This window comes from Mesorhizobium sp. M0001 (assembly GCF_040324255.1).
In the GTDB taxonomy this organism is placed as follows: Bacteria; Pseudomonadota; Alphaproteobacteria; order Rhizobiales; family Rhizobiaceae; genus Mesorhizobium.
On sequence record NZ_JAMYVS010000002.1, the window covers coordinates 1 to 26,229 of the forward strand.

Annotated in this window: 29 protein-coding genes; 15 read left to right on the forward strand and 14 right to left on the reverse strand. The window is 62.8% G+C overall.

Annotation, left to right across the window (positions count from 1 at the left end; all coding sequences use genetic code 11):
* The first annotated feature begins 223 nt into the window (after positions 1 to 223).
* The 3 genes from NKK50_RS04975 to NKK50_RS04985 all read left to right on the forward strand — a co-directional run bounded on the left by NKK50_RS04975 (position 224) and on the right by NKK50_RS04985 (position 4,153).
* Positions 224 to 1,540 carry a sugar ABC transporter permease gene (locus NKK50_RS04975; protein WP_352462175.1) on the forward strand — a complete coding sequence of 439 codons (1,317 nt, stop codon included), beginning with the start codon at positions 224 to 226 and terminating at the stop codon, positions 1,538 to 1,540.
* 12 nt (positions 1,541 to 1,552) lie between these two features.
* A complete protein-coding gene (locus tag NKK50_RS04980; protein WP_023683966.1) occupies positions 1,553 to 2,350 on the forward strand; it encodes an ATP-binding cassette domain-containing protein in 798 nt (265 codons plus the stop codon).
* Positions 2,351 to 2,506: 156 nt separating this feature from the next.
* Positions 2,507 to 4,153, forward strand: coding sequence for a CHASE domain-containing protein (locus tag NKK50_RS04985; RefSeq protein WP_023670103.1), 1,647 nt, complete (start codon positions 2,507 to 2,509; stop codon positions 4,151 to 4,153).
* Positions 4,154 to 4,192: 39 nt separating this feature from the next.
* On the opposite strand, the gene NKK50_RS04990 is transcribed toward NKK50_RS04985, so the two are convergent.
* From NKK50_RS04990 to NKK50_RS05015, 6 genes are all read right to left on the reverse strand, one after another.
* Complete coding sequence (locus tag NKK50_RS04990) at positions 4,193 to 4,435, reverse strand: YMGG-like glycine zipper-containing protein (protein ID WP_023670102.1); 243 nt, start codon at positions 4,433 to 4,435, stop codon at positions 4,193 to 4,195.
* 83 nt (positions 4,436 to 4,518) lie between these two features.
* Positions 4,519 to 4,845 carry a hypothetical protein gene (locus NKK50_RS04995; protein WP_023670101.1) on the reverse strand — a complete coding sequence of 109 codons (327 nt, stop codon included), beginning with the start codon at positions 4,843 to 4,845 and terminating at the stop codon, positions 4,519 to 4,521.
* Positions 4,846 to 4,987: 142 nt separating this feature from the next.
* Positions 4,988 to 5,164, reverse strand: a complete 177-nt coding sequence (locus NKK50_RS05000; RefSeq protein WP_023683964.1) for a hypothetical protein — start codon at positions 5,162 to 5,164, stop codon at positions 4,988 to 4,990.
* A 129-nt stretch (positions 5,165 to 5,293) separates the two neighbouring features.
* Positions 5,294 to 6,328, reverse strand: coding sequence for a sensor histidine kinase (locus NKK50_RS05005; protein WP_023670099.1), 1,035 nt, complete (start codon positions 6,326 to 6,328; stop codon positions 5,294 to 5,296).
* A gap of 163 nt (positions 6,329 to 6,491) precedes the next feature.
* On the reverse strand, positions 6,492 to 6,659 hold the full coding sequence (locus NKK50_RS05010; RefSeq protein WP_023670098.1) for a DUF1328 domain-containing protein: 168 nt from the start codon (positions 6,657 to 6,659) through the stop codon (positions 6,492 to 6,494).
* Between the two features lie 220 nt (positions 6,660 to 6,879).
* Positions 6,880 to 7,674, reverse strand: a complete 795-nt coding sequence (locus tag NKK50_RS05015) for a response regulator (protein ID WP_023670097.1) — start codon at positions 7,672 to 7,674, stop codon at positions 6,880 to 6,882.
* A gap of 212 nt (positions 7,675 to 7,886) precedes the next feature.
* Here NKK50_RS05015 and NKK50_RS05020 point away from each other — a divergent pair, with 212 nt between their 5' ends.
* Together NKK50_RS05020 and NKK50_RS05025 are read left to right on the forward strand one after the other, a co-directional pair.
* Entirely contained in the window at positions 7,887 to 8,090 is a 204-nt protein-coding gene (locus NKK50_RS05020) for a NepR family anti-sigma factor (RefSeq protein ID WP_023670096.1), read from the forward strand.
* 3 nt (positions 8,091 to 8,093) lie between these two features.
* A complete protein-coding gene (locus NKK50_RS05025; protein WP_023670095.1) occupies positions 8,094 to 8,645 on the forward strand; it encodes a sigma-70 family RNA polymerase sigma factor in 552 nt (183 codons plus the stop codon).
* A 56-nt stretch (positions 8,646 to 8,701) separates the two neighbouring features.
* Here NKK50_RS05025 and NKK50_RS05030 read toward each other — a convergent pair whose 3' ends face one another.
* Positions 8,702 to 9,019, reverse strand: a complete 318-nt coding sequence (locus NKK50_RS05030; protein WP_050485906.1) for a response regulator — start codon at positions 9,017 to 9,019, stop codon at positions 8,702 to 8,704.
* Positions 9,020 to 9,357: 338 nt separating this feature from the next.
* On the opposite strand from NKK50_RS05030, the gene NKK50_RS05035 reads away from it, so the two are divergent.
* From NKK50_RS05035 to NKK50_RS05045, 3 genes are all read left to right on the forward strand, one after another.
* Positions 9,358 to 10,119, forward strand: a complete 762-nt coding sequence (locus NKK50_RS05035; protein WP_023670093.1) for a Crp/Fnr family transcriptional regulator — start codon at positions 9,358 to 9,360, stop codon at positions 10,117 to 10,119.
* A gap of 124 nt (positions 10,120 to 10,243) precedes the next feature.
* Positions 10,244 to 10,570, forward strand: coding sequence for an ElaB/YgaM/YqjD family protein (locus tag NKK50_RS05040; protein WP_023670092.1), 327 nt, complete (start codon positions 10,244 to 10,246; stop codon positions 10,568 to 10,570).
* 11 nt (positions 10,571 to 10,581) lie between these two features.
* A complete protein-coding gene (locus tag NKK50_RS05045; RefSeq protein WP_023683962.1) occupies positions 10,582 to 11,043 on the forward strand; it encodes a hypothetical protein in 462 nt (153 codons plus the stop codon).
* A 58-nt stretch (positions 11,044 to 11,101) separates the two neighbouring features.
* Here the strand turns inward: NKK50_RS05045 and NKK50_RS05050 are convergent, their stop codons facing one another.
* Positions 11,102 to 12,622, reverse strand: a complete 1,521-nt coding sequence (locus tag NKK50_RS05050; protein WP_502896545.1) for a sensor histidine kinase — start codon at positions 12,620 to 12,622, stop codon at positions 11,102 to 11,104.
* A gap of 164 nt (positions 12,623 to 12,786) precedes the next feature.
* Between NKK50_RS05050 and NKK50_RS05055 the strand changes: the two genes are divergently transcribed.
* Positions 12,787 to 13,014: a hypothetical protein gene (locus NKK50_RS05055; protein WP_023706301.1), complete on the forward strand. Its 228-nt coding sequence runs from the start codon at positions 12,787 to 12,789 to the stop codon at positions 13,012 to 13,014.
* Positions 13,015 to 13,040: 26 nt separating this feature from the next.
* Here NKK50_RS05055 and NKK50_RS05060 read toward each other — a convergent pair whose 3' ends face one another.
* Positions 13,041 to 13,961, reverse strand: coding sequence for a diacylglycerol/lipid kinase family protein (locus tag NKK50_RS05060; protein WP_023670088.1), 921 nt, complete (start codon positions 13,959 to 13,961; stop codon positions 13,041 to 13,043).
* A gap of 255 nt (positions 13,962 to 14,216) precedes the next feature.
* Here NKK50_RS05060 and NKK50_RS05065 point away from each other — a divergent pair, with 255 nt between their 5' ends.
* On the forward strand, positions 14,217 to 15,521 hold the full coding sequence (locus tag NKK50_RS05065; RefSeq protein WP_023708587.1) for a PRC-barrel domain-containing protein: 1,305 nt from the start codon (positions 14,217 to 14,219) through the stop codon (positions 15,519 to 15,521).
* A 105-nt stretch (positions 15,522 to 15,626) separates the two neighbouring features.
* On the opposite strand, the gene NKK50_RS05070 is transcribed toward NKK50_RS05065, so the two are convergent.
* Positions 15,627 to 17,165 (reverse strand): alkaline phosphatase family protein, encoded by a 1,539-nt coding sequence (locus tag NKK50_RS05070; RefSeq protein ID WP_352543150.1) that lies wholly within the window; start codon positions 17,163 to 17,165, stop codon positions 15,627 to 15,629.
* Between the two features lie 217 nt (positions 17,166 to 17,382).
* Here NKK50_RS05070 and NKK50_RS05075 point away from each other — a divergent pair, with 217 nt between their 5' ends.
* The 4 genes from NKK50_RS05075 (at position 17,383) to NKK50_RS05090 (ending at position 20,552) form a co-directional block, all read left to right on the forward strand.
* Entirely contained in the window at positions 17,383 to 18,315 is a 933-nt protein-coding gene (locus NKK50_RS05075; protein WP_023724468.1) for a VOC family protein, read from the forward strand.
* 4 nt (positions 18,316 to 18,319) lie between these two features.
* Complete coding sequence (locus NKK50_RS05080; protein WP_023683957.1) at positions 18,320 to 18,952, forward strand: alpha/beta hydrolase; 633 nt, start codon at positions 18,320 to 18,322, stop codon at positions 18,950 to 18,952.
* On the forward strand, positions 18,945 to 19,244 hold the full coding sequence (locus NKK50_RS05085; RefSeq protein ID WP_023683956.1) for a GNAT family N-acetyltransferase: 300 nt from the start codon (positions 18,945 to 18,947) through the stop codon (positions 19,242 to 19,244). Before NKK50_RS05080 ends, NKK50_RS05085 begins: the two co-directional genes overlap by 8 nt.
* A gap of 249 nt (positions 19,245 to 19,493) precedes the next feature.
* Positions 19,494 to 20,552: a dipeptidase gene (locus NKK50_RS05090; protein WP_023690114.1), complete on the forward strand. Its 1,059-nt coding sequence runs from the start codon at positions 19,494 to 19,496 to the stop codon at positions 20,550 to 20,552.
* Positions 20,553 to 20,555: 3 nt separating this feature from the next.
* Here the strand turns inward: NKK50_RS05090 and NKK50_RS05095 are convergent, their stop codons facing one another.
* The 4 genes from NKK50_RS05095 to NKK50_RS05110 are packed head-to-tail and all read right to left on the reverse strand — an operon-like array spanning position 20,556 to position 25,253.
* The gene (locus tag NKK50_RS05095; RefSeq protein ID WP_023690115.1) at positions 20,556 to 20,801 is read right to left on the reverse strand and encodes a hypothetical protein; all 246 of its coding nucleotides are present in this window, start codon (positions 20,799 to 20,801) and stop codon (positions 20,556 to 20,558) included.
* A 2-nt stretch (positions 20,802 to 20,803) separates the two neighbouring features.
* Complete coding sequence (locus NKK50_RS05100) at positions 20,804 to 22,030, reverse strand: aminomethyl transferase family protein (protein WP_352543151.1); 1,227 nt, start codon at positions 22,028 to 22,030, stop codon at positions 20,804 to 20,806.
* Between the two features lie 51 nt (positions 22,031 to 22,081).
* Entirely contained in the window at positions 22,082 to 23,647 is a 1,566-nt protein-coding gene (locus tag NKK50_RS05105; RefSeq protein ID WP_023835003.1) for a phytoene desaturase family protein, read from the reverse strand.
* The gene (locus NKK50_RS05110) at positions 23,634 to 25,253 is read right to left on the reverse strand and encodes a phytoene desaturase family protein (protein ID WP_023835004.1); all 1,620 of its coding nucleotides are present in this window, start codon (positions 25,251 to 25,253) and stop codon (positions 23,634 to 23,636) included. Before NKK50_RS05110 ends, NKK50_RS05105 begins: the two co-directional genes overlap by 14 nt.
* Positions 25,254 to 25,454: 201 nt before the next feature.
* Between NKK50_RS05110 and NKK50_RS05115 the strand changes: the two genes are divergently transcribed.
* Complete coding sequence (locus NKK50_RS05115) at positions 25,455 to 26,195, forward strand: class I SAM-dependent methyltransferase (RefSeq protein ID WP_245274204.1); 741 nt, start codon at positions 25,455 to 25,457, stop codon at positions 26,193 to 26,195.
* The last annotated feature ends 34 nt before the right edge of the window (positions 26,196 to 26,229 follow it).

Consider the following 26,229-nt stretch of genomic DNA (forward strand, 5'->3'; position numbering starts at 1 on the left):
GGTATCCGCGGCGGGGGGTAAAACAATGCCGAATGTGGCCACTGGGTGCGGGGGGGCCTGGGGGGGGGTTTCAACTTTACCGCTACTATTTAAATAATGGCGCCCGCGGGGGTTCAACGCGGGGGCGTTTTCTCTACGAGAATTGTGTGTTTCCGCCATCGGCGGCAAACTTCTAGGCTGTGGTCCGGCATCCGCGCCAGACGGCAAGCCGCTGGAGGACATCATGACCGACACGACCTCAAATCCGCAGGCCGATACGGCACGAGCGTCTGAACTCGGCGCGGTCGCCCGGTTCCTGAAAGCGACCGAGCTCGACACGCGCATGCTCGGCATGGTCGGCGCGCTGCTGGTCATCTGGGTCGGCATACATATCCTGTCGGGTGGGCTTTTCCTGACGCCGCGCAATCTTTGGAACCTGTCGGTGCAGACGTCCTCGGTCGCGATCATGGCGACCGGCATGGTACTGGTCATCGTCATGCGCAACATCGACCTTTCGGTGGGCTCCGTCGAAGGCGTGATCGGCATGATCATGGGCGTGGCACAGGCCGAATTCCTGATTCGCGTCATCGGCTTCCAGCTTGGAAACCCCTGGCTCTGGGTCGTCGCGCTTGCCGCCGGCGTGGTGCTTGGTCTGCTGATCGGCGCGTTCCAGGGCTTCATCATCGCCTATATGCAGGTTCCGGCCTTCATCGTGACGCTTGGTGGCCTGCTGGTCTGGCGTGGCATGGCATGGCTCATCACCAGCGGGCGCACGGTCGCGCCACTCGACGCCACCTTCCAGCTGATGGGCGGCGGACCACGCGGCTCGATTGGCGCCGCTGCCAGCTGGATCGTCGGCATCGTCGCCTGCGCGGCGGTCGCCTTCGCGCTGCTCAACGGTCGCTCGCAGCGCAAGCGCTTCAGCTTTCCACTGCGCCCCGTCTGGGCCGAGACCCTGCTTGGCGTGGTCGCTTGCGCGGCCATCCTCGGCGCCGTGTGGATCGCCAATTCCTATCCATGGCCGATCGGCATCGTGCGCCAGTACGCACAGCAGAACGGCATCACCGTTCCCGAAGGCGGGCTGTTCATCGCGCATGGCATCGCCATACCGGTGCTGATGGCGGTGATTGTCGGCATCATCATGACGTTCATCACCAAGCGCACGCGTTTCGGCCGCTATGTCTTCGCCATCGGGGGCAATCCGGAGGCAGCGGAACTCGCCGGCATCAACACGCGCTGGGTGACCATGAAGGTGTTCATGATCATGGGTGTGCTGGCTGCAATCAGCGCGGCGATCTCGTCGGCCCGTCTCAATGCGTCAACCAATGCGCTGGGCACACTGGACGAGCTTTTGGTGATCGCGGCCGCTGTCATCGGCGGCACGTCGCTCGCGGGCGGCGCCGGAACGGTGATGGGCGCCATGCTCGGCGCGCTACTGATGCAGTCGCTGCAATCCGGCATGGTGCTGCTCGGCATCGACTCGCCGCTGCAGAGCATTGTCGTTGGCGCTGTCCTGGTCATCGCCGTCTGGCTCGACACCGTCTACCGCAAGCGCGTCTAGGGAGGAACGATTATGGAAAAAACTGCTCCCACCGGTACGCCACTGATCGACATGCGCAACATCTCGATCGCGTTCGGTGGCATTCGCGCCGTCGACGATGCGTCCATCGATCTTTTCCCGGGCGAAGTGGTGGCGCTGCTTGGCCACAACGGCGCCGGTAAGTCGACGCTGATCAAGATCCTGTCGGGCGCCTACAAGCGCGATGCCGGCCAGATCTTGGTCAACGGCCAGGAGGCCTCGATCTCCAATCCGCGCGACGCCAAGAAATACGGCATCGAAACGATCTACCAGACGCTTGCGCTGGCCGACAATGTCGACGCTGCCGCCAACCTCTTCCTCGGCCGCGAACTGATGACCGCGTGGGGGACACTCGACGATGTCGCCATGGAGGCCGAGGCGCGCAAGGTGATGGGCCGGCTCAATCCGCGCTTCCAGCGCTTCAAGGAGCCCGTGATCAAGCTATCGGGCGGCCAGCGCCAGTCGGTGGCGATCGCACGCGCCATCCTGTTCAACGCCCGCATCCTGATCATGGACGAACCGACGGCCGCGCTTGGGCCGCAGGAGACGGCGCAGGTCGGCGAACTGGTAAAGCAGCTCAAGGCCGACGGCATCGGCATTTTCCTGATCAGCCACGACATTCACGACGTGTTCGAGCTTGCCGACCGGGTCTGCGTAATGAAGAACGGCCAGGTCGTCGGCACCGCGCTCACCACCGATGTGACGCAGGACGAAGTGCTCGGCATGATCATCCTGGGAAAGTGCCCGCCCGGCGCCATTCCCGGTCCGGGTGCGCTGAAGATCGCGGCCTGAGACCACGCTATCGTCAGCTGTCATGTTCACTGATGCTCGAGATCGATAAGCCGGCTAAATATGCATGATATGCCAGCTGTCATTATGGCTTGGCCGCGCCATTGTCTTGCCGCGGCGACTTGCCCATAAAGGTCCCGAACCGTCCATGGGCCTGCGTTGAAGAAGTTTTTCCCGATCCTTGCCTTCATTGCCGTTGCACTGATCAGCCTGACGATGGCGGGCTTCGCCTATTTCGCGACCCAGGAAGCGGCGCGCATCAAGTTCGAGGCGACGGCCGACGACGCGCTCAACCGCATCGAAAGCCGTATCGATCTGCATCTGTCACTGCTGCGCTCGACGCAGGCGCTGTTCGACGCCCGCAATGGCGAGATTTCAGGTAGCGAATTCAAGGCCTTCTTCAGCGCCCTCGATGTCGATAACAATTTCGCCGGCCTGCGCGGCATCGGCTATCTCAGGCTGGCCAAGACCGGTGACGAAGCGGCGGTCGAGCGCGACATGTTGCGCGACCGCGGCGCCGCCCACACGGTCTATCCGGACACGACACAGCCATGGCGCACGCCCGTCGTGCTGTTCGAGCCGCTCGACCCTGCCAACGAATCCACCATCGGCTACGACATGTTCACCGAGCCGGTGCGGCGCGAGGCGATCGAAAAAGCGATGGCCGATGACGCACAGCACGCAAGCGGTCTGGTCCAGCTCGGCCAGGACACTGGCGCGGCGCAGACCTTTACCGGTTTCCTGGTCTTCGTCAGGCTCAATGTCGAAACCGCGCCGGATGGTATCAATGCGTCCAGATCATCGACATCAGGCCTTCTCTACGCGGCCTTCCGCGCCCGCGACCTGTTCCAGACCGCGCTCAGCCGCACGCCTTTGCTGCCGGTCAACACCGCGGTCTATGACGGCACGGCCGACGCCGACAATCTTCTGTTCCAGTCGGAAACGCCGCCGGTTGCGAGCTTTGGCGACAGGCTGTTGGTGACGCGCAAGATCATCGTCGCCGGTCGGCCGTGGACGGTGCTGTTTCGGCCGACAAGTGCATTTTCGCAACCGTCCTCGCGCGCCATTCCGGTCATGCTCGGGCTGTTCGGCCTGCTTCTGGCCGGGGCCATCGCGTTGGTGGCGCGCTACCAGGAGCGCGCCTACGACGCCAAGTCGCTGCTGCATGAAACGACGGAAAAAAGCCTGCTCGAAAAGGATTTGATGCTGCAGGAGATGAAGCATCGGATCAAGAATTCGATCACGCGGGTGCTGGCGATTGCGCGCCAGACGGCAGCGCAAGCAACCGACGTGAAGGAGTTCTCAACTTCCTTCTCAGCCCGCCTGCAGGCAATGGCGGCTTCCCAGGATATGCTGACGCGTTCGCGCTGGCAGAAGGCCGATCTTGGCGACCTGCTGCGCATCGAGCTCGGCCAGGTGTTCGGCAAGGAGCTTCCGGAAGGGATATTGTCAGGGCCTCAGGTGCTGCTCGACGAGAGGACGACGCAGGCGCTTGGCCTGACCTTTCACGAACTGGCGACGAATGCGCTGAAATATGGCGAGGCCGGCAATTCCGTGGGTGCGCTCAAGGTCGACTGGTCGTTCGAGGGGCGCGGGTCCGAGCGGATGCTGGTTCTGAACTGGCGCGAGGCCGGGCAGAAGGAACTCGAAGCGCCGGCGAAGACCGGCTTCGGCACCAAGCTGATCGACCTCAATGTCACGCGCGAATTGCGCGGCACGATTGCCCGAGATTTTCGCATCGATGGGCTTACGGTGGAAATCAGGATCCCGCAGCCTGATGCAGTCAAACAAACGGAGACCGGCTGACCGGTCTCCGTCGCGATTGTCTGACGCTTTTGAAGCGGATCAGCAGCGAGCGGTGTAGAGCCGGCCGCGATTGTCGCGATACTGGCAATAGCCGTTGCGCAGGTTGCGCACCAGCAGGCCGGAACCGGCGCCAACGGCTGCGCCGATCAGCGCACCCTTGCCGCCGCCGATCAGTCCGCCGGCCAAAGCACCGACACCGGCGCCGACACCGACATCCTGCTCGGTCGTGCTGCAGCCGCTGACGGCGACCACCGCAACCATGGCAATAATCAATTTCCGCATAGAATCTCTCCTCACTTTTGTCCTCACTTTAGTAAGCTCCAGCCGCTATTTAGCACGAAACAGCAGCCTTTGCCCGCTCGATCTTATTGTTGGCTAAGAGAGTCTTTTTCGCGGCGCGTGGCGTTCGACGCGACCACGACACTGGAAATCTGCAAAGACGCGTCGAGGGTGCCGTCCGGGCGCACGTTCCAGACGATCTGGTCGTAATCATCTTCCAGCGCGGGGTCGACCGTAAGACATTTGGCAACGACGTGCTCGGCCTGACCCTGCACGTCGCCGGCAGCGAATGGACGTTCTGCCGTGCATGCTTCGGCGGTTTCGAAAACACTGACCGGCACCGGCAGTTCACGGCATTCGGTCATGTTGTTCGAACAGCCAATTACCAAAAGCAAAGCGGCGATGTGTTCCACGGCGACACGTCCTCTCGCCATAAGAACGGTCCACAGCCGTCAAAGTTCCTGTGCCGAAAGGGGCGTTAATAATTGGTCGGCTACGAGCTGGACAGTTTCTGAGCCAGGCTGCTTGGGAGCAGCGTGAACCTGAGCATCTGGCTCAGACCAATTGCGACGCCACGATCAGCACAACAGCGGCGACGAGCGCGACAGCGGCGACGCGAAGCAAGGGATGCCAGGCGTGCTGCAAAGGCGAGGCTGAAGCGTCAGGATCCTGAAAGCCGCTCATCGACACCCGGGCGGCCTGCTCCAGCCTGTTCATATCGGCAACCGTCATGATCATTCCTCCCATACTCGCGTTGCAGGCTGCGGCCGAAACATCGGTTGAATCGGTCAAGATCCAGCAATCTCTGGGAACCACAGCATCGGATTTTATGGTGAACAGCCGGTTAAGGAATCCCGCCGCTCATTCGGTTTCGAAATTGCCGTGCGGAACGACGAGGCGATATTCGAGGCGGTCACTGGTGATCTCCAGCGTCGCCGTGCCGTTCAGCGATGCCGGCACGACACGTTCGAGGGCAACGCTGCCGAAGCGTTTCTCGGTGCGCCTGTTATCATTGGCGACAATGGCCTCGACCCAGGTCAGCGACAAAGCCGGCTTGTCTGCGGCCTCTGCGACGTTCGACAGATCGGCGGTTACCTCGACAAAGCCGTCCGGCCGCGCCAGGGCGCCGTAGCTGAATGAATTGACGGCGAGTTCGTGCATGGCCAGGCCGATATGAATGGCCGCGTTGGGATTGAGGTAGGGGTTGACGCCATTGAAGCGCAGGCTCTGCGCGGGATCGGCGCCGTAGCGAACGACCTGGCCGCGGATAAGCTCGCGAAGTGCTGCACCCCGCCAGTTCGACGACGTCACCAGGTCCTGCGAGGAAGCCAGTGACTGCAGGCGGCCGCGAAAGCGCTTCAGGAAATCGTCCGGTGTCTCGGAATAGCGGCCGGTCTGGGTGGCAATACTCTGGATGATAGCCAACAGGTTCTTGGAGCGGTGGCTGACTTCGCGCAACAGCGTCTTCAGCGTCTGTTCGCGGCGTTTCTGCTCGGTGGTTTCCACCATCGTGGTGACGACGCCCTGCACGTCGCCGCGATGGCCCCGATCGGCATCGACCCATACCTGGAACCAGCGCATGCCATCACCGGTGGGAACACTCAGTTCAAGGCGTTCCGGATTGCCGGAAGCGATCACATTGCTTTTGGCGGCGGCGATTTGCTCAGCTTGCGCCGGTGGCAACGCGCCGTTGCTGTCGGCTGTGTCGGAAACCCACGGCGCACGCATGTTGCGGGCCCATACAGTCTTCAATTCACGATCCTGATAGAGGACGGAAATGCCGGCATTGTGCAGAGCGTGAAGCAAGGCCCGGCCAAGCTGCATTCCGCTTTCAGCCGGGTGCAGTGCGATCACCTCGTCGCCCTGTCCGCTCTCGCCTCCGCCAATGGAACGCATCAATCACCTGTCCACCTGATCAGGACCGAACGATTCACTTGGACTCAGTTCCTGAGTAGGTCCCCAGAAAAGGTCCGCCGGACGATGTCCCGTTGGAGGACATCGCCCGGCGGTGGCTGGAAACCGTTTGAGGGGTGCGGCTTCCAGTGTTCTTCGCCCGCTCCTACGATGCCCGTCTGAACAGGCCGGCCAGAAGCGAGATGACGAGGAAGGCGAGAAAGATGAAGAACAATATTTGCGCGATACCGGCCGAGGTACCGGCGATGCCGCCGAAACCAAGCGCGCCGGCGATGATCGCCACGACGAGAAATACGAGCGCCCAGTAGAGCATGATCTGTCTCCTTCCGATACTGGATCAAGAACGTGAGTGATTGCTGTTTGTTCCACCATTTGCCGAAAAAGAAGGTCTTTGGAAGGGGCCCGGACGCGAATTGATTCGCGCGCGTGAGCGCCATACGGCGCGACGGGCAGCCGCCGATCGCCGGGTTAGGCGATCGCCAGTGCCGCCAACGCTGCGAGGCGGCGAAAAGTTGGAGATTGAAGGCCCTACTTCACGCGGCGGCCTTGGCCTGCCGGTCGAAGAACAGCGCTTGGCTGATCAGCGCCTTGACCATGTCGGGATTGAACGGCTTGGTGACGAGGAAGGCCGGTTCAGGCCGCTCGCCGGTCAGCAGACGTTCGGGGAAGGCGGTGATGAAGATTACCGGCACCGAAGTCGACGACAGGATTTCGTTGACCGCATCGATACCCGAGCTGCCATCGGCAAGCTGGATGTCGGCCAGCACCATCTTCGGCCTTGTCTTGCCGAACATCGCCACCGCCTCGGTATGGGTGCGCGCGGTTCCGACCACGTGGTGGCCGAGGCTCTCGACCATTTCCTCGATGTCCATGGCGATCAGCGGCTCGTCCTCGATGATCAGCACATCGGTCGCCACCTGGCGAGAGATCTCGTTGCTCGCCTGGGCAAGCAGTTCGGAGAATTCCTTGGCGTCGACATCGAGAATTTCAGCTGCCTCGTCTTCACCGAAGCCTTCGACCGCGACCAGCAGGAAAGCCTGGCGTGGCCGTGGCGCAATGGCGTTCAGATTGGCGGCGGCGCGCTGCTCCCATGCCGATTGCGCCTGCTCCTGCGGAACGCGGATGGCAATGGAGGTGAACAGTTTGGCGAATACCTTGTAGAGCGCGATGCGGTCGCTTGACGCTTGCGGGAAGATGTCGACGTCGGCGATGATGGCTTCGAGCATCGCGGCGACCAGCGCATCGCCACTCTCCTGCGATCCGGATACGGCGCGTGAAAAGCGGCGCAGGAACGGCAGGTGCGGAGCGATGGTTGCGGAAAGGCTCATGGTAGACGTCTCCCTCAGATGACGTGATTGCATAGATTGCAGGTCAAGCTGATTGCAAGCCCCAACACCCAAACGCGGGTTTTGCGAAAAAGTTCCGAGACTTGTGGAACGAAACCGTACGGGCGACGTTTGTGGTGCGATGGGCAACCAGACGAGGGGGCCGCTTTGCGTTGTGTAATGGGGCGGCTCGGGGCGCTGGATTTAAGGGCGAAATGAAGGACATGAATAAAGAAACGCTGGCTGGCGCCGCTGACAGGCGCCGGGCCAATTCCGGCGACCCGCTCGGGGCGAATTCGGAAATCGGCCGCAAACTCAAACAGTATTATGACGAACTGGTCTCGGACAATGTGCCGGATCGCTTTGCCCAGTTGCTCAGCCAACTGGAAAAGGCCGAACCCGCACAGAAGAAGGACTGAGGCATGGCAGCTGTCTCACAAGGGTTCAAGACCGACCTGCTCGGCTCGATCCCGAGCCTGCGGGCCTTTGCCGTGTCGCTGACGCAGAATGCCGACAAGGCCGACGATCTGGTGCAGGAGACGCTGGTCAAGGCCTGGGACAAGCATGAGAGCTTTCAGCCCGGCACCAATCTCAAGGCATGGCTGTTCACCATCCTGCGCAACGAGTTCTATTCCCAGATGCGCAAGCGCGGCCGCGAGGTGCAGGACAGCGACGGCATCATGACGGCCAGGCTTGCCGTTCATCCGGCTCAGCACGGCCAGCTTGACCTCAAGGATTTTCGCGGCGCGCTCGAGCAACTCCCCGAGGACCAGCGCGAAGCCATCATCCTCATCGGCGCTTCAGGCTTTTCCTATGAAGAGGCCGCCGAAATCTGCGGCTGTGCGGTCGGAACGATCAAGAGCCGGGTCAGCCGGGCCCGCACGCGGTTGCAGGAGATCCTCAAAATCTCCGGCGAAGACGAATACGGGCCGGACGCGATCTCGTCCCAGGTGACGGGTTCAAACGCTGCCTGACGGCGGAGGGCCCGTTTGCGGGCCTGGGCTCTCTACACATACGCATCGAAGATATCTCAGACTGGCGCGCGGCCGCAGGCCGCCGCCAGAGCCTCGACGAGATCGGTCCCCGAATAGGGCTTGGTGACCAGGCGGATGCCGGGAAAAGACCCTTTGATCTCATCGGGGTCCGAATAGCCGGAGGCAAAGACAAACGGCAGGCCCGATTGGCGCAACCGCGCGGCAAAATCGAGTGTGGACGTTCCGCCCAGCATGAGGTCCACGATAGCGGCGTCGAACTCGCCAACGACCTTCTGCTCATCGATCTCGGCCAGAGCGCGGGCAATCACTACGTCGTTCGCGCCATGGTCGCGGCAAAGCTGCTCGACATCCATGGCGATCAGGAATTCATCCTCCAAGACAAGAATTCGCAATCCCTCAAGCAATGGCGGCACTTGGCAATCTCTCCTCAATTCTTGCAGCATCGGGTACAGTGACTCCAGTCAACCGCATCGCGGACCTTGGGGGATCGGTCAGGCCTTAATCCGAAAAGTTCGCCACCGGCTCTACTCCACAAGCGGGCTTCGAATTCGCCTCAGTGGAGTGTAGCGAGTCATGATCGCTATTTGCCATCCTGTCATTTAAAAAAGACATGCCATCGGCAGCGGAACCGCGGCCTTGCAAAGGCGTAGCACTCAGTCTCTGGCAAGAGACGTTCGAAAGAGGGATCGAAATGTCTGGCCAGAATGGTCGTTCGTTTTCCAGCCGTCAGTACCCATGCGAGATCTGCCCGCTTCGGCCATTGCCGGTGTTCCGGGAATTCGAGAAGCAGGAGCTTGCCTATGTCAGCATGTTCAAGAAGGGCGAACTGGCCGTCGACAAGGGCGCCACAGTGCTGGTCGAAGGCAGCCAAAGTGCTCATCTCTACACCGTGCTTTCGGGCTGGGCCTTCCGCTACAAACTATTGTCGGACGGCAGGCGCCAGATCCTGAACTACTCCATGCCCGGCGATCTTATCGGGCTGCAGGGCAGCCTGATGGGCGAAATGCAGCACTCGGTCGAGGCGCTGTCGCCCATGCTGTTGTGCGTCTTCGAGCGTGAAAACCTGCACGAGCTCTACCGCAACCATCCGGGCCTTGCCTACGACATTACCTGGCTGGCGTCGCGCGAGGAGCGCATGCTGGACGAGAACCTGCTCAGCGTCGGCCGGCGTACGGCGGTCGAGCGCACCGCCTATCTCATTGCCTTCATCGCCAGCCGCGCGGCGGCAGTCGGGCTCAACGGCAAGGCGCCGGTGCAAATCCCGATTACCCAGCAGCATGTCGCCGATACGCTCGGCCTGTCGCTGGTCCACACCAACAAGACGATCCGCAAGCTCATCGATCGCAAGCTGATCGCCTGGCGCGACGGCGGTTGCGAAGTGATCGACGGGGAGGGGCTGAAGGATCTCGCGCGCTGGGAGGGCCTAAGCGAAGGCCGTCGGCCGCTGATCTGACAGGCAGGCCTCCATCTGGGGCTGGACTCGCACTTGCAAACACCCTTTCATGGATACGGTCTCCGATTTCGGAACCATGACGTGTGTCGGGCGTTTGAAGCCAAGCAAACGCAAGGAGTTTAGAATGGCAACTGCCGCAGGAAAAACCGCCAACGAAAGTCAGACGAACGCCGACCTGGAAGCCGACATTCGGCAGTTGAAGGCGGATATCGAAAAGTTGACCAAGCAATTGGCCAAGACCGGCGAACATGGTTACGGCACGGCGCGGCGCGCTGCTGCCGAAGGCGTCGACCAGTTGCGCGCCCAGGGTGAAGCCGTCTTCGACAGCCTGCGTGGCAACGCCAAGGATCTTGAGGCCCAGATCACGGCCAATGTGCGCGAGAAGCCGGTCACTTCACTGGCGATCGCGGCCGGCGTCGGCTTCCTGTTTGCGCTTCTTGCCCGGCGCTAGTTTCGACAGAGATGGGCATGCTGGCACCGCTTATCTCGGCCTTGGCCTCGGGTGAAGCCATTGCCGCCATGCGCCGCGCGCGCACGGCGGCAATCGTCTACGGGCTCGCCGCCGTGGCTGCCCTGTGCGGCCTCGGGTTTCTCCTGGGGGCGGCCTACATCTGGGCGGCTGACCGTTATGGCTCGATGGCCGCCTGTCTTGGCTTCGCCGCTGGTTTCCTGGTACTGGCCGGGCTTATCGTGCTCATTCATCAACTTGCGGCTGGAACGCGTGCACGCCGACGTGCGCGAAGGCGCAATGCCGACCTGAAGGCGCTCGGTATCACCGCGGCGCTTGCCGTGCTGCCGGCCTTGCTCAAGGGGAAAGGCGGGAAGGGCGTCATTCTCGGCCCGATGATCGCGCTCGCGGCCTATGCCATCTACCGCGAGAACGTCAAACCGGATCCGGGCGATCCAGACAGCGAAGCCGACTAAAGCGCGTCGCGCTGATACGCTGTTCCCGGGAAAACCGCTTCGCACTTCTGAAATTGCTTTAAGCCGGCAGATCTTCAAGCGGCATCGATATTTCGGCGAACACGCCTTCGCTGCGGAATTCGTGGGTCACTTCGCTCGACAAAACCTTGGCGAGGCTGCGGCGGATCAGGATAGAGCCGAAGCCCTGGCGTTCCGGCGGGTCGACTTTCGGCCCGCCGCTTTCGATCCAGGTCAGCACAAGGCGGTGCGCGCCTTTCTTGCCCGCCGCCTTCCAGTCGACATCGACCTTCCCCGAGCCAACCGACAGCGATCCGTATTGCAGCGCGTTGCTGGCCAGTTCGTGCATGATCAGGCCGAGCCCCACCGCCTGGTCGGGCGAAAGCAGCAGCTCCGGACCGGAGATCACGATGCGCGGCCGTTCTGCCGAATCGAACGGCTTGACCTCGATCTGCATCAGTTCGCGAATACCGATGCCGCGCCATTCGCGATCCGACAGCAGGTTATGGGCAGCGCCCAGCGCCTGCAGCCTGGCGCCGAAGGCTTCCAGGAATTCGCTTGGGCGGCGAGCGTGGCGAACGGTCTGCGTCGCCAGCGCCTGCACCGTCGCCAGCGTGTTCTTGACCCGATGGTTGAGCTCGCGCAGCAGCAGCCTTTGCCGGTCCTCGCCGAGCTTGCGTTCCGAGATGTCGTAGTTGACGCCAAAGATAAGCGTCGGCTTGCCTTCGCCGTCGCGCTCGATGACGCGGCCGCGGGTGACTATCCAGCGCGGCGGATCGAAGCCTTTGACCCGGTATTCGCCGAAATAGTCGTCGCTGCCGGTCAGGGCATCGCGAAAGCGCGTCTCGGTCTGGTAGACGTCGCGCGGGTCGATGGCGGCCAAAATGTCGCGCGCCCGCAGCCGGTTCGAACGCGGCAGGTTGAACAGCTCCGACAAACGCACGTCGCATTCGATCATGTCGGTGCGGATATCCCAGGCCCAACTGGCGAGCGAGGCGGCATCGAGCGCTATGGCTCGGCGCTTTTCCTCCTGCGCCAAAGCAGCCGTGGCAATGGCGCCGCTGCGGGTGGCGTCCTTGAGGGTAAACAGGCTGGCGGCGAGGCTGGCCAGCGATTTCAAATGATCGAGCGCGGCAGCGGACGGAAGTTCATGCGGCTCCCGGTCGAATACGCACACCGTACCGACGCGCGCGCCGGCGACCACCATCGGCGCGCCGACATAAAAGCGGACATGGTGTTCGCCGGTGACCAGTGGGTTGCGGGAGAAGCGAGGGTCGATGCTGGCATCCGGCACCACCATGGGCTCGTCGCCGGCGGCAATGGTATGGGCGCAGAACGATATGTCGGTCGCGGTTTCGGTCTCGTTGAAGCCGACACAGGATTTGAACCACTGTCGTTCGGTGTCGAGCAGCGTGACGAGCGCGATCGGCGCCTGCATCACGGCTGCGGCAAGGCCGGTGATGCGATCGAAGTCGGGATCGGAGTCGGTGTCGATCGCGTCAAGCCTATGCAGTACGGCAAGCCGCTCCGGCGCCGCCACGGCGCGGCGGACCTCAACCGGCAAACCAGCCTGCTTCGTCACCTTGCTATCCACCAAGCCCCCTCGCTTGCAGGCCCCACCCGCGGTGGCGCGCACCTTGCGCGGCCGTCGCGCCGGAACTTTTGTAGCAAGCAATCGTTACCCCACCATGTTTCGCCGGCGATGGTTTTATCCACCATCCCGGCTGCACGATAGGAACGCCGCCAATGACCAAGATCGCCCCTGAAAACAAAGCCCGTCAGGGGCGCTGGGGTTGGCACGGCCTGCGCATATTGGTCGCCGCGTTGCTCCTGGCTTTCATTGCTTGGGGAGCGGCCGAGATTTATGGCCAAAAGATCGATCCAGATAGCCCTGAAAGCCAGGGGCAGCCCACCGGCCAGACCGCGCCGGCCAACCAGAGCGCGCCAGCCGGCGAGGGGCAGTCGGGTGGCTAGGGTTCTCCTCGTCATTCGTAATCGCATCAGGCGGCCTTTGCCTGGGCGGCTTGCGCCGGAACCAGGACGTTCAGTGCGCCAGGGTGGATCTGGATTGTCGTTTCACGCTCCAGCTTGACCAGTTCGCCGTCGATGACGGCGCCGAATTTCTTGCTCCCTGTATGGATTTTCACGATTGCCTTGTCGGCCTGATGGGTTTCGACATGATCGCTGTCGCGCCACCTGCCTCGAGCCATGTCGAAGAGCGCCCTGACCAACTCGCCACGCTGCCGCGCCACGGTGACATAGATGCCGAGCACGCCGCCGGCAGGATTGTCGGCATAAGGCAGATGGCCTTCCCCAAACAGATTGTTGGAAATGCCGATGCCGCTGATGCGGGTCACGATCTCGGCTTCGCCGACCGTCAACGTCACCTTCATGGCGGGAGGATTGTTGATCGTCGTCCAGGCGGCCTTGGCCGAGGCGCGAATCTTTCCCAGGCGCGAGGCGAATTCCATATTGTCGCGCAGCTTCACCATCCTGGCGTGCAGGCCGATCGAGAACTGATGCACGAACGGCCGGCCATTCGCGCTCGCGATATCGACCGCCATGATCTCGCCGTCAGCAAAGGACTTCAGCGCGCCATCGATGGTCTGCGGAATTCCAAGGCCGCGGGCGAACAGGTTCATGGTTCCTGCAGGCAGGACGGCCAGCGCCTTCTTGCCATTCATCAGCCGCCCCGCGGCGGCCGAAATGGTGCCGTCGCCGCCACCGGCCAGCACGACGTCGATGTCGCGCCGCGCGGCGACCTTGTCGAGCGCCGCGACAATCTCCTTGCCGGCGACGATGTCGATCTCGATGGAGTGACCAGCCGCCTCGAGCGTCTGGCGCATCCGGTCGGTTAGCGCGGAAAGATCGGTGGTCCGCAAGGTGCCGCCATCCCGGTTCAGCACCGCTGCAAATCGCATGCCCCACTCCGTATTCTTTTTAGCGGCCGGAATGCCAGCCGCAGGCTGAACGGGCAAGCTTGGCAAAGGTTCCATCGGCCGGGCGGGAATGTCGGGCGATTCCGCGGACTTGCCCAGGGTATTTCGATGCTCCCGTTTTTTCGGAACAAGCGCCTTGTCACAACGTTGTGATCCCATTGGAGGCGCCGCCTTCGGTCCCGGCAAGTGGTTTGCCGATTGCGGCGCGCATGAGATCACGCAAGAGGAGACTTAATCATGATCCGCACACTGTTCGCGACGACCGCACTGGCAACGCTGATCGCTACCGGTGCGTTTGCGCAGTCAACGACGGCCCCGGCGACGACCCCAGCGCCGGCTGAAGCCCCTGCTACCATCGCGCCGGCGCCGCAACAGGCCGACGGCGCGCTGATGACCAATATCATTGGCGAGTCCGTCTACAATGGCACTGGCGACGATGCGCAGAAGATCGGTGACGTCAGCGACGTCGTCCTCGATGAAAACGGCCAGGCGAAATCCGCCATTATCGGCGTTGGCGGCTTCCTCGGCATAGGCAGCAAGAACGTCGCCTTCGACTACGGCAAGTTGCAATGGGTCGAGAGGAATGGTGACCGCTGGCTCGTCGCCGAGACAACGAAAGAAGCGTTGACGGCGCTGCCCGACTTCGACCGCAAGCCTTACGATCCGGCCTCGGCGCCTGCTTCCACGGCGCAGAACGACCCGCAGAAGCCGGTTGATCTCAACGCCGCGCCGTCAGAACCGGCGGTGAAACGCGCTGACGGCAATCTCGCAACCAACATCATCGGCGAGAATGTCTACAATGGCACTGGCGACGATGCCCAGAATATCGGCGACGTCAACGACATCGTGCTGACCAAGGATGGCAAGGCGCAGTCGCTGGTGATCGGCGTCGGCGGCTTCCTCGGCATGGGTGAAAAGAATGTCACCTATGATTTCGCCAAGGCGCGGTGGGCCGAAAAGAACGGCGATCGCTGGCTGGTGGCGCAGACGACCAAGGAGGAACTGCAGGCGCAGCCTGATTTCGACCGGAAGCCCTATGATCCGGCGCCCGTGACGACAACCTCCGACGCGACGCAGCCGACTGCTCCGGCTGCCCCGACGGCCGTTGCACCGGCTGACAATGCTCAGCCAGCGGACAAGACCGCGGAAGCTCCGGCCGGGACAAAGGCCACCGATCCGACGCAAACGGCAGCGATCGACAAGTCCACATTGACCGAAATGCCGGTCGGTAACATCAGAGGCGACGACCTGAAGGGCACCACCGTCTATGGCGCCAACGACGCCAAGGTCGGCGAGATCGGCGACGTCGTGCTCACGCCCGACAGCAAGCCGGATGCCGTCATCATCGATGTCGGCGGCTTTCTAGGCATCGGCGCCAAGGAGGTCGCGGTCGGCATGGACAAGCTCAAATTCATGACCGACAAGGACGGCAACAAATATCTCTACACCAACTTCACCAAGGAGCAGCTGCAGGCGCAGGCTGCCTATGACAAGGGCAGCTATGCTGAGAAGCGCGACCAGCAGCGGATGATGGTACAGTAAGGGAATAGGCAGTAGGGATTAGGCAGTAGGCGAAAAACCAAGCGACTAGGCATCAGGCCGCCAGAACATTCTACTGCCTACTGCCTACTGCCTACTGCCTACTGCCTACCACATATCCACCACCCCTTCGTCCGTCAGCTCTGCAAGCGCCAACGACTGGTCAAGATGCTCGGCGCGCCAGGCAAGCAGTCGCTCGGCAAATTCAAGCCGCACGCTGAGATAGGCCGGGTCGGCGGCAACGTTGGCCAGTTCGCCCGGATCCTTCTGCATGTCGAAGAGCAGCGGCGGCAGGCCGCCGCCGAAATGCACGTATTTGAATTTTTCCGTACGGATGACGGCGAGGTTGCACTGGCGCGAGCCGATGCCGAAATGCCGTTCGGCCTCACCGCTGGCAATCGAGCGGAAGTCGAACTCCCAATGCGCCGCGTCGCGCCAATCCTTAGGCGGTTCATCTTGCAGGAACGGTTTTAGCGAGCGGCCGTCGAGATGCAGCTGGGCGTCGGTGTCCAGCAGATCGAGCAAGGTCGGGAAGATGTCGACGGCCTCGGTGAAGTGGTTGACGGTCGAGCCGGCTGCATTGCCGTGACGCGGGTCGCGCACGATCAATGGGATGTGATAGCTGCCGTCGAAGAAGCCGCCTTTGCCCAGCATGAAATGGTCGCCCATCATCTCGGCGTGGTCCGAAGTCAGCACGATGATGGTGTCATCCCATGCATTCGCCGTCTTGATCGCTTGCCAGATGCGGCCAAGCTGCGCGTCGACCTCCGAGATCATGCCGTAATAGATCGCGCGGATGGCCCGGATGTTGTCGTCGCCCCAGTCGCGCACGTGGCCGTCGGTGCCGGGGCGGAAGCTTCTCCGCTTCTGGCGACCAAGGTCGTAAGCCAGATAGGGATGCCTTTGCGCCTCGGCCTGCCAAGTCTCGACATGGCGGAAGGGCGGTCCGTCCGCCGGATCATACAGCGTGTTGTAGGGCCGCGGTACGACAAAGGGCGGATGCGGGCTGATGAAGGAGACATGCGCGAACCATGGCGAATCCTGTTCGTCCAGCCAGCGAATGAATTCGCCGGCAAGAAAAGCGGTCGGCGTCTCGTCCCTGGAATAGACAGGCGGCGCGCTGGTCACGGCGTCGCCCGCTTCCCCGCCTACGGGGCGGTGAATGCCGGGAGAGCCCGCGCTGGTGTCGACGCCACGTGCCTTCAGCCATGACAGCCATGGTTTCTGATGCTCAGGCAGGAACTGGCGAACGCTGAAGCCGGGCAGCACGCCCTCATAGCTTTTCAGCCGGGGATCGCCCGGCGCCATCGTGCGCGGATCGGGCGAGACGTCGGTGTAGCCGAACAAAGTCGGATCATAGCCGAGGGCGCGGGCCGAAAGCGCCATGTTGCCGTGGCGGGCGTCGAGCGGCGTGCCGTTGCGGCAGACGCGATTGTTCATCTGGTAGAGGCCGGTGTAGAGGCACGCGCGGGCCGGCGAGCAGGGCGCCGCGCCGCCGTAATGCCGCATGAAAAGGACGCCTCCGGCGGCGAGCGCATCGGCATTCGGCGTCTTCACCACGGCATGGCCGGCAGCCGACAGGCAATCGCCCCGCCATTGGTCGCAGGAGATCAATAGGATGTTCGGGCGTCTGCTTTTCGCGGCCAATGCTCTATCCTGTCACGTCGGGAAGACGTTCAATGAACCGGAATTTGGCGGCAGCGCAAGCCTGTCAGTCTTGCTTAAATGGTGAACGAAAATTTCCTGCTGTTCACTATTGGGATACAGTCCATTCTGAGTTTGCCGCCTTTGCCATTGCCAGGCGGCCCCTCATATAGGCGTGGACAGCGGCAAGAGCCGCAAACCGAAGGGAAGGAGCAAGACAATGCTCGACCAGATCAAGGGCCTGCATCACGTGACGTCGATGGCCGGCGATGCGCGCCAGAACAATAATTTCTTCACGCACAAGCTCGGCCTGCGCCGGGTCAAGAAGACCGTCAACTTCGACGCGCCAGATGTCTATCACCTCTATTATGGTGACGAGCACGGTACGCCCGGCTCGGTGATGACCTATTTTCCGTTCCCGGACATTGCCAGGGGCCGCCATGGCGTCGGGGAAGTCGGTACCACGGCCTATTCGGTGCCGGCCGGCACGCTCGGCTATTGGGAAAAGCGCTTCGCCGATGAAGGCGTTGCGGGTGTCTCCCGCGAAGAGACGTTCGGCGAGAAGCGGCTGGCCTTCGCCGGTCCCGACGGCGACGGTTTCGCGCTGGTCGAAGACAAGGCGGACAGCCGCGCGCCATGGTTGAAAGGCGGCATTCCCGCTGATGAGGCGATACGCGGCTTCCACTCGGTCTCGCTCAGATTGAAGGATGGTGGCGCCACGGAAGAGCTGTTGAAGTTCATGGGCTATGAGCAAGTGGACAAGTCCGGCAGTGTCAGCCGGCTCGCCATCAAGAACGGCAACGGCGCTGATGTCGTCGATATCGAATCGCTTCCTACCGCGGGCTTTGCCAATCTCGGCGCCGGCTCGGTCCACCATGTCGCCTTCGCGGTGGAGAACCGCGCCCAGCAGCTCGAAGTGCGCAAGGCGCTGATCGATACGGGTTATGGCGTGACGCCGGTGATCGACCGCGACTATTTCTGGGCGATCTACTTCCGAACGCCGGGCGGCGTGCTGTTCGAAGTCGCCACCAATGAGCCGGGCTTCGACCGCGACGAGGACACCGCCCATCTCGGCGAAGCCCTGAAACTGCCGACGCAGCACCAGCATCTGCGGCCCTATCTTGAAGAGCATCTGCAGAAGCTGGAAGGCTGAGACGATGAGCAAGGAAGCTTACATCCATAAGGCGCTGCCGGGTTCGCCCGGCGGCCCGCTGCTCTTCGTCTTTCACGGCACCGGCGCGGACGAGAGCCAGCTGCTGTCGCTCGGGCGCGACCTCGCGCCACAGGCGACGATCGTATCGCCGCGCGGCGATGTTTCCGAGCATGGTGCGGCGCGTTTCTTCCGCCGCACCGGCGAGGGCGTCTACGACATGGACGACCTCGCGCGGGCGACCGCCAAGATGGCCGGTTTCATCAAGGCGCAGGTGGCAGCGGCAAGGCCATCTTCGGTCTTGGGTCTCGGCTATTCCAACGGCGCCAACATCCTGGCGTCCGTAATGTTCGCCGCGCCCGAGCTGTTCGATGCGGCGGTGCTGATGCACCCGCTGATCCCGTTCGAACCGCAGGTGCAGGGCAGCCTTGCCGGACGCCGCATCCTGGTCACCGCCGGCAAGCGCGACCCGATCTGCCCGCCCAACCTGACATCCCGGCTGGAGGCCTATTTGCGCGCCAATGGCGCCGATGTCACAGTGGAGTGGCACGATGGCGGCCACGAAATTCGACCAAACGAGATCGAAGCGGCGAGGCGGCTTTTTGCCGATGCGCCGGTTGAAGGAGCAAGCGATGCCTGACGAATTGCCTGAGATCGAACTCGAGGACCGCGGCTCGAAGGGACGTTATGTGCTGCGCGGACCCGGCGGCGCCGAGGCGGAAATGACCTTCACCAAGGTCGGCGAGCACCAGATCATCATCGATCACACCGAAGTGCCGGACGTGTTTCGCGGCCAGGGCGCCGGCCTTCGGCTTGTCACACGCGCCGTCGAGGACGCGCGGGCAGTGGGCAAGAAGATCATCCCGCTCTGCCCCTTCGCCAACGCCCAGTTCCGCCGCCATCCGGAATGGGCGGATGTGCTGAAGCAATAGACCTTTTTCCCTTCTCCCCTTGTGGGGTGAGTTGCCGGTCGCCGAAGGCGAATTCATCGTGCCAGTGGCACGATGAAAGGCCGGCGAACGCCGGGACGCTGCGAAGCAGCGGGGACCCGGCAGGTGGTCGGAGTCGCTCAGCCACAAGAGCGAACGCCTCTCTGGCATTTGCGCAGTTCGGCCTTCTTGCCTAAGTACACAGTTCGCCGCGGTTCGTCCGCTCCTGCCAATTGACCGAATGGCTTCCTGATGACCGAACCCGATCTCGTCCCCGTCTTCGACGGCCACAACGACACGCTGCTGCGACTGTACCAGTCGAAAGACACAGACGTCGAAAAGCTGTTCATCGAGGGGACGCAGGGCGGTCATATAGACCTGCCGCGCGCCAAGAAGGGCGGCTTTGCCGGCGGCATGTTCGCGATCTTTCCACCGCCGGTCGAGAAGAGCAAACGTGCTGCGGTGCCGCCGGCGCCGAGCGACAATGAGCCATTGCCGCCGGAACTGCCGCGCGCTGATGCGCTCAATTCCACCATCGGCATGGCCTCGATCCTGTTTCGGCTGGAGCGCGCGGGCGCGCTGACAGTCTGCCGCAGTGCCGGTGACATTCGCGAGGCGATGGCGAAAGGTTCGATCGCGGCGGTGTTTCATATTGAAGGCGTCGAGGCGATCGATCCCGAACTTACCTTGCTCGACGTGCTCTACGAAGCCGGCCTGCGCTCGCTCGGCATTGTCTGGAGCCGCCCCAACGCCTTCGGCCATGGCGTCCCGTTCCGCTTCCCGTCGTCGCCCGATACTGGACCGGGGCTGACCGATGCCGGCAAGGCGCTGGTCAAGGCCTGCAATCAGCTCAAGATCATGATCGACCTGTCGCATCTCAACGAAAAGGGCTTTCGCGATGTCGCCGCACTCAGCGATGCGCCGCTGGTCGCCACCCATTCGAACGTGCATGCGCTGTGCACCCATTCGCGCAACCTGACGGACTGGCAGCTCGGCGCTATCCGCGAGACCGGCGGCATGGTCGGGCTCAACTTCGCCACCGGCTTCCTGCGTGAAGACGGACGGATGAATTCGGACACTAGCCTCGACATCATGGTGCGCCATGTCGACTCGCTGCTGCAGGCGCTGGGCGAGGACGGCGTCGGTCTCGGCTCCGATTTCGACGGGGCGATGATTCCGGCCGTCATCGGCGACGTTGCCGGTCTGCCGAAGCTGATAGATGCGCTGGCCGCGCGCGGTTTCGGACGCGCGTTGATCGAGAAGATAGCCTATCGCAACTGGCTGAGCGTTCTCGAAAGAACCATAGGCTGAGGCTTAAGCGCCCATGCGCTTCAGCCAATCCTGGCCGCCGCGATCCCTGATCATCGGCAGCGGGTTCTCCCAGTCCAGCCGCGCGCAGATGCGGTAGACTTCGAGCGTCTCGGCGCTCATTTCGCCGCGCTTGTAGAAGTACATGGCGGCGGCATAGCGGGTACGACCCGACCATTTTTCGCCGAGCGGCGTGTTGACCAGCTGCCACTGTTCGGCGGCTTCCGTCTCATCATCCGGTTCGTCGGCCATGATCAGAAATCCGCCGGCGGATTGGCGGTGCGGCGGTCGAGCTTGATGAAAGGACGGGCCACCACCTTGGCCCGCTTCATCAGCTTCTGGTACTGCAACTCGCGCATGGCGTAGATCTCGACCCAGAGGTCTTCCACCATCGTATCACCATAGGGACGCGTCAGCGAGGCGATGGCGATATTGCGCTTGGCCATCGGCGACCAGATGGCGGCGCTGACCAGCCCGACCTCCTGATGCTTCTTGTGGTAGACGATGGCGTGCTCGGCCGGGATGTTGCCTTCGATCTCCAGCCCGACCAGCATGTGGCGCAGCTTGCGTTTGGCGCGCGCTTCGAGCATGGCGCGGCGGCCATTGAAATGGCCTTTTCCCAAATCGACCATAAAGCCGAGACCGATGTCGTCCGGCATGCGCAGACGGTCGGCGCGAATGGCATGCTCGGCGGTGGTGAAGTCGGCATTGGCGACGATGAGGCCGGCTTCCAGCCGGGCGCGGTTGAGGGCGGCGTAGCCGATGGCGCGGATGCCGCGCAGTTCGCCTGCCGTCATCAGGCGGTCCCAGAGGCTGAGCGCTTTTTCGGCCGGCACGAACAGTTCGTAGCCGAGATCGCCGGTGAAGCCGGTGCGTGAGATGGTGACGGTGCTACCGTCATGCGGGAACTCGGCGAGATCGAACACTTTGAGTTTTTCAACGCCGGCAAAGCCGGCCTCGCGCAGCACGGCGAAGGAGGTTGGGCCTTGCAGAGCGAGACCAGCGACGCTTTCAGTCTCTTCTTCGACGGTCACTTCGAAACCGATGGCGCTGTCGAGCAGCCAAGGCAGGTGCCGCTCCTGCGAACACAGGCGGAAGCGGGTCGGTGACAGCCGGAACAGCGTGCCGTCATCGAGGACAAAACCTTCGTCGTCGCACCATGCGGTGTAGTGGACGCGGCCCGGTTTCAGCTTGGTGACATCGCGCAGCGTGACGCGATCGAGGAAGGCTTCGGCATCCGGCCCCTCGATGCGGTATTTGGTCATCGGCGAGATGTCGAACAAAGCCGCCTGGCTGCGGATGGCGAAATATTCGAGTTCCTCGTCCCACAGCGAATGCGGCGCGCGATAGCCGGCCCAATTGTACCAGTCCTGAGTTCTGGCCAGCGCATCGATGCGCGGCTGGAACGGCGTGCCGAGACGCAGTGTGCGGAAATGCGACTGCGCTGTGGTGCGGGCGGCGTTGTTGATCGGACTCGTCATGACGGCATTCCTTCGCCGTAAAGTGCGGCGTTGACTGGCTGAAACATCCGATCATCCCTTCATCGCGATGATGCGCCGCGCCGCATTCAAACCGGGAGCACCCGAAACGCCGCCGCCTGGATGCGAACCGGCGCCGGCCAGGAACAGCCCCTCGATCGGCGTGTCGTAGCCCGACCAGCCGGAGACCGGCCGCGACATCAACATCTGGTCGGCCTGCAATTCGCCGTGGTGCCAATGGCCCCCCGGCATGCGGTAGTTGGCTTCGATATCGGCTGGCGTCAAAAGCTCGGCATGCAGCACGGACTTGCCGATACCGGGGGCGTAGGCTTCGAGCTGCGCCATAACAGCTCTGAGGAATTTCGGCTTGCCGGCGTCCCAACCCTCTTTCAGCGCATAAGGCGCGTATTGCACGACAGCCGACAGTACACAGGCGCCGCTTGGCGCGAGCGACGGGTCGGAGAGCGACGGCAGTGTGATCTCCATCACCGGTTCGGCTGAGAACTCGCCATATTTCGACGGGTTGAAGGCGCGCTCGACATGGTCGGGCGAGGGCGCGATAACCAGACGGCCCTTGTGATTATCGGCGTCGACGCCGGAAAATTGCGGTGGCCGATCGAGCGCCAGATGGAGCTTCGCCGCGTCGCCCCTCATGCGGATGTTCTTTACCTTGCGCACGAAACCCGTGTCGATCTCGCGCGGGCCGACGAGATCGAGCATTGTGGTCGCCGGGTTGATGGCGGAAACGATCGTTCTGGCGTGCAGCACCTCGCCGCCGTCGAGGGTCACGCCGAGGGCGCGCCCTTTCTCGACGACTATCCTGGCCGCGGGCGCTGCCGTGCGGACGGTGACGCCGGCTTTCTCCGCCGCCGCGCGGATCGTGGCGACGACTGCACCCATCCCACCTTTCGGCAGCATCTGCGCGCCGGTTTTGCCGCCGGTCTCGCCGGCCAGCCGATAGTAGAGGCCGAGCAGGGAGGTCGGCGAACGCGGGCCGAGGTGGCTACCAAGCGTGGCGTCGAAGGCAAGCAGGCCCTTCAGCCTGATATCGGCAAGCTGCTCGTCGAGCAGGTCGGCGACGTTCATCAGGAGAACGCGCAGGAAGTCGCGCATGTCTTCCTTGCCGAGCTTTTTCAGCGCCACGGCCGTCTGGCCGAGCGCTGCGGTTTCAAGCAGCGACATGCCACCGAGATCGGGCGGGCGCCGCGACAGGAACGGTTTCAGGATGCCGGCATAGCGCATGAGTTGCGCGCGCAATTCCTTCCAGGCGGACTGCTCGGACGGAGTGGAGCCGGTCAGCACTTCGCCATAGGCGCCATGCAGGACAAGCGGCGGGCCGTCCTTCGCCAAGGCGACTGACGGCATGAAGTCTGTACGGGTGACCTGCAGCCCGTGTTTCTCCAGCTCCAATGTCTTCACCACGTCGGGGTGCAGGCGGTTCAGCACATGCGCGATCGAGGAGACCCGAAAACCCGGCGCAAACTCTTCGGTGCGCGCCGCGCCGCCGACATCGCCGGCCGCTTCCAGCACCAGCACCTTGCGGCCGGCTTTCGCTAGAGTGGCGGCAGCGACAAGGCCGTTGTGGCCACCGCCAATGATAATGGCATCAAATGACGTCATGGGCCGGGCTCATATGGGAGGTCGATTTGGCGAGGTCGCGCAGGATCTCGGCTGCCGCATTGCGGCCGGGTGCGCCCATGACGCCGCCGCCGGGATGTGTCGAGGAGCCGCACATATAGAGCCCGCCGACCGGCGAGCGGTATTGTGCGTAGCCCGGCACCGGCCGGTTGAACAGCAACTGGTCGAAGGTCAGCTCGCCCTGAAAGATGTTGCCTTCGGTGAGGCCGACCTCGGCTTCGATCTCGCGCGGCGTGCGCACCTCCATATGGACGATGCGGTCGCGGAAGCCTGGCGAGTATTCCGCGATCTGCGCAACCACGCTTTCAGCGAAACCGTCGCGGTCGGCATCGGTCCAGTCCCGGCCCTTCACCTTGGGCGGTGCGTACTGCACGAAGCAGCTCATGAAATGCTTGCCCGGCGGCGCCATGGTCGGGTCGAGCGTCGTTGGGATGACCATGTCGAGGAATGGGTCGGCCGACCAGCGACCGACCTTCCAGTCGTCATAGGCGCGCTCCATGCGCTCCATGGAATCGGTGAAATGCATGTCGCCGCGATAAACGGGTGAATCCTTCGGCAGTGCCGGGAATTCCGGCAGAGAATCCAGCGCGATGTTGACCTTGCCGGAGGAGCCGCGGATCTTGAAGTTCCTGACCCGCCGCAGGAAAATGTCGGGCAGTTCCTTCTCCTCGACCAGTTTCAGGAATGTGCGTTTGACGTCGGCGTTGGAGACGACGAGCTTGCCGTAGACCTCCTCGCCGCCGGCCAGCACCACGCCCTTGGCCTTGCCTCGGCTCACCAGCACATGGTCGACCTCGGCGCCGGTGCGGATAGCGCCGCCGGACGCCTTGAAGGAAGCGGCGAGCGCCTTGGTGACGGCGCCCATGCCGCCGCGCGCATAGCCCCAGGCGCCGACCGAGCCGTCGACCTCACCCATATAATGGTGCAGCAGCACGTAGGCTGTGCCGGGCGACATCGGCCCGAGCGCGGTACCGATAATGCCGGACAAAGCGAAGTTCGCCTTGATGACATCGGTCTCAAAATATTCGTCGAGGAATTCCGAGATCGACATGGTCCAGAAGCGCAGCGTCAGCGCCATTTCTTCTGATGACAGGCCGACGAATTTCTTGCCGAGATAGAGAAGCTCTCCGAGGTCGCGCGGCTTGAGACTGGCCGGGTCCGGTGCGGTGCGCATCAGCAGCGGCTGGATGAAACGGCACTGCCGCGTCACGTCGCGCGAATAGCGGTCATAGGCCTCCGCGTCGCGCCTGGAGAAGCGGGCGAATTCGCGCCGGTGCGCATCGTGGTCACGGTAGTTGGCGAGGTAGTCGCCGTCGCGGGTGAACACGGCGCCGCCCTCATAGGAAATAACCTGCAAGCCGAAACGCGGCAGTTCGAGGTCGCGCATGATCTCGGGGCGAAACAGCGAGCAGACATAGGAGCAGTTGGAGTAGAGGAAGCCCGGCGTCAGCTCGCGGCTGGTGGCGGCGCCGCCGACCCAGTCGTTCTTTTCCACCACCAGCACGTCGAGCCCGGCGCGTTGCAAATAGCAGGCGTTGACCAGGCCGTTGTGTCCGCCGCCGATGACGATCGCATCCCAAGCTTTCATTCGCGCCCAGCCTTCATGGTGCTCGACCCTTCATTTTCGCGTGATTTGTCGCCGAATGCGCGGAATTTGGCACGGCAGCGGCTATTCTGTCCAGCCATTCTGAATGAATGTTCAACAAATGATATTGCGTTTTCCTGTTAATACGCTACGCTTTGCCGGCATTCGAACCTGCGCAATTCGGCTGACGGGACTTAAGGTCTGATGATCGAAACGGCAGATGGCGAGCCGGAATATGACGACGCCGCGATCCGCTTCCTCGAGGCGCTGTGGGGCGAGGGCTATCTGTCGCCGGGCGGACCAGACGAGGTCGACCGGGTGGTCGAAGGGCTGTCGCTCAGGGGCAAGACGATCCTCGACATCGGCTGCGGCTCCGGCGGCATCGCGCTGCATCTGGTGGAGCGCCACGGTGCTGCTCATGCCACCGGCTTCGACATCGAGCGGCCGGTGATCGAGGCGGCCAGAAAGCGGGCTGCTGTACGAGGGCTTTCAGACCGCGCCAGCTTCGTCCAGGCGCCGCCCGGAGCGCTGCCTTTCACCGATGGCGCCTTCGATGTTGTGTTCTCCAAGGACGCGCTTTTGCATGTGCCCGACAAGGACGCGCTGTTTGCCGAAATCTTCCGCGTGCTGAAACCGGGCGGCGTCTTTGCCGCCTCCGACTGGCTGATCGGCCATGACGGCGAGCCGTCATCTGAGATGAAGGCCTATGTCGCGGCCGAAGGCCTGTCCTTCGCCATGGCCTCGCCGGCACGCTATGCGCAAGCGATGCGCAGCGCCGGCTTTGCCGATCGCCGTCAGAGACCGCAATTCTTGGTATCGCAAGGTCGCGCGCGGCGAGCTGGAAAGGCTGAAAGGCCCGCTCTACGAGACGGCGGCAGCCGCGGTCGGAGCGGCCTATATCGACAAGAACATCAAGACCTGGGAGGCCATGAAGAAGGTGCTTGACAGTGGCGAGCACCGTCCCACTCATCTTCGCGGG

What these genes read in the sequence shown, in the direction of transcription:
- NKK50_RS05000 (WP_023683964.1), bottom strand. Translation starts at nt 5,164, where the DNA reads ATGACGGTTGCCGATATGAACAGGCTGGAGCAGGCCGCCCGGGTGTCG.
- NKK50_RS05030 (WP_050485906.1), bottom strand. Translation starts at nt 9,019, where the DNA reads ATGGATGTCGAGCAGCTTTGCCGCGACCATGGCGCGAACGACGTAGTG.
- NKK50_RS04975 (WP_352462175.1), top strand. Translation starts at nt 224, where the DNA reads ATGACCGACACGACCTCAAATCCGCAGGCCGATACGGCACGAGCGTCT.
- NKK50_RS05115 (WP_245274204.1), top strand. Translation starts at nt 25,455, where the DNA reads ATGATCGAAACGGCAGATGGCGAGCCGGAATATGACGACGCCGCGATC.
- NKK50_RS05020 (WP_023670096.1), top strand. Translation starts at nt 7,887, where the DNA reads ATGAAGGACATGAATAAAGAAACGCTGGCTGGCGCCGCTGACAGGCGC.
- NKK50_RS05075 (WP_023724468.1), top strand. Translation starts at nt 17,383, where the DNA reads ATGCTCGACCAGATCAAGGGCCTGCATCACGTGACGTCGATGGCCGGC.
- NKK50_RS05095 (WP_023690115.1), bottom strand. Translation starts at nt 20,801, where the DNA reads ATGGCCGACGAACCGGATGATGAGACGGAAGCCGCCGAACAGTGGCAG.
- NKK50_RS05025 (WP_023670095.1), top strand. Translation starts at nt 8,094, where the DNA reads ATGGCAGCTGTCTCACAAGGGTTCAAGACCGACCTGCTCGGCTCGATC.
- NKK50_RS05045 (WP_023683962.1), top strand. Translation starts at nt 10,582, where the DNA reads ATGGGCATGCTGGCACCGCTTATCTCGGCCTTGGCCTCGGGTGAAGCC.
- NKK50_RS05010 (WP_023670098.1), bottom strand. Translation starts at nt 6,659, where the DNA reads ATGCTCTACTGGGCGCTCGTATTTCTCGTCGTGGCGATCATCGCCGGC.
- NKK50_RS05085 (WP_023683956.1), top strand. Translation starts at nt 18,945, where the DNA reads ATGCCTGACGAATTGCCTGAGATCGAACTCGAGGACCGCGGCTCGAAG.
- NKK50_RS05005 (WP_023670099.1), bottom strand. Translation starts at nt 6,328, where the DNA reads ATGCGTTCCATTGGCGGAGGCGAGAGCGGACAGGGCGACGAGGTGATC.
- NKK50_RS05100 (WP_352543151.1), bottom strand. Translation starts at nt 22,030, where the DNA reads ATGACGAGTCCGATCAACAACGCCGCCCGCACCACAGCGCAGTCGCAT.
- NKK50_RS04980 (WP_023683966.1), top strand. Translation starts at nt 1,553, where the DNA reads ATGGAAAAAACTGCTCCCACCGGTACGCCACTGATCGACATGCGCAAC.
- NKK50_RS05035 (WP_023670093.1), top strand. Translation starts at nt 9,358, where the DNA reads ATGTCTGGCCAGAATGGTCGTTCGTTTTCCAGCCGTCAGTACCCATGC.
- NKK50_RS04990 (WP_023670102.1), bottom strand. Translation starts at nt 4,435, where the DNA reads ATGCGGAAATTGATTATTGCCATGGTTGCGGTGGTCGCCGTCAGCGGC.
- NKK50_RS05105 (WP_023835003.1), bottom strand. Translation starts at nt 23,647, where the DNA reads ATGACGTCATTTGATGCCATTATCATTGGCGGTGGCCACAACGGCCTT.
- NKK50_RS05015 (WP_023670097.1), bottom strand. Translation starts at nt 7,674, where the DNA reads ATGAGCCTTTCCGCAACCATCGCTCCGCACCTGCCGTTCCTGCGCCGC.
- NKK50_RS05090 (WP_023690114.1), top strand. Translation starts at nt 19,494, where the DNA reads ATGACCGAACCCGATCTCGTCCCCGTCTTCGACGGCCACAACGACACG.
- NKK50_RS05065 (WP_023708587.1), top strand. Translation starts at nt 14,217, where the DNA reads ATGATCCGCACACTGTTCGCGACGACCGCACTGGCAACGCTGATCGCT.
- NKK50_RS05080 (WP_023683957.1), top strand. Translation starts at nt 18,320, where the DNA reads ATGAGCAAGGAAGCTTACATCCATAAGGCGCTGCCGGGTTCGCCCGGC.
- NKK50_RS05110 (WP_023835004.1), bottom strand. Translation starts at nt 25,253, where the DNA reads ATGAAAGCTTGGGATGCGATCGTCATCGGCGGCGGACACAACGGCCTG.
- NKK50_RS05055 (WP_023706301.1), top strand. Translation starts at nt 12,787, where the DNA reads ATGACCAAGATCGCCCCTGAAAACAAAGCCCGTCAGGGGCGCTGGGGT.
- NKK50_RS05040 (WP_023670092.1), top strand. Translation starts at nt 10,244, where the DNA reads ATGGCAACTGCCGCAGGAAAAACCGCCAACGAAAGTCAGACGAACGCC.
- NKK50_RS05060 (WP_023670088.1), bottom strand. Translation starts at nt 13,961, where the DNA reads ATGCGATTTGCAGCGGTGCTGAACCGGGATGGCGGCACCTTGCGGACC.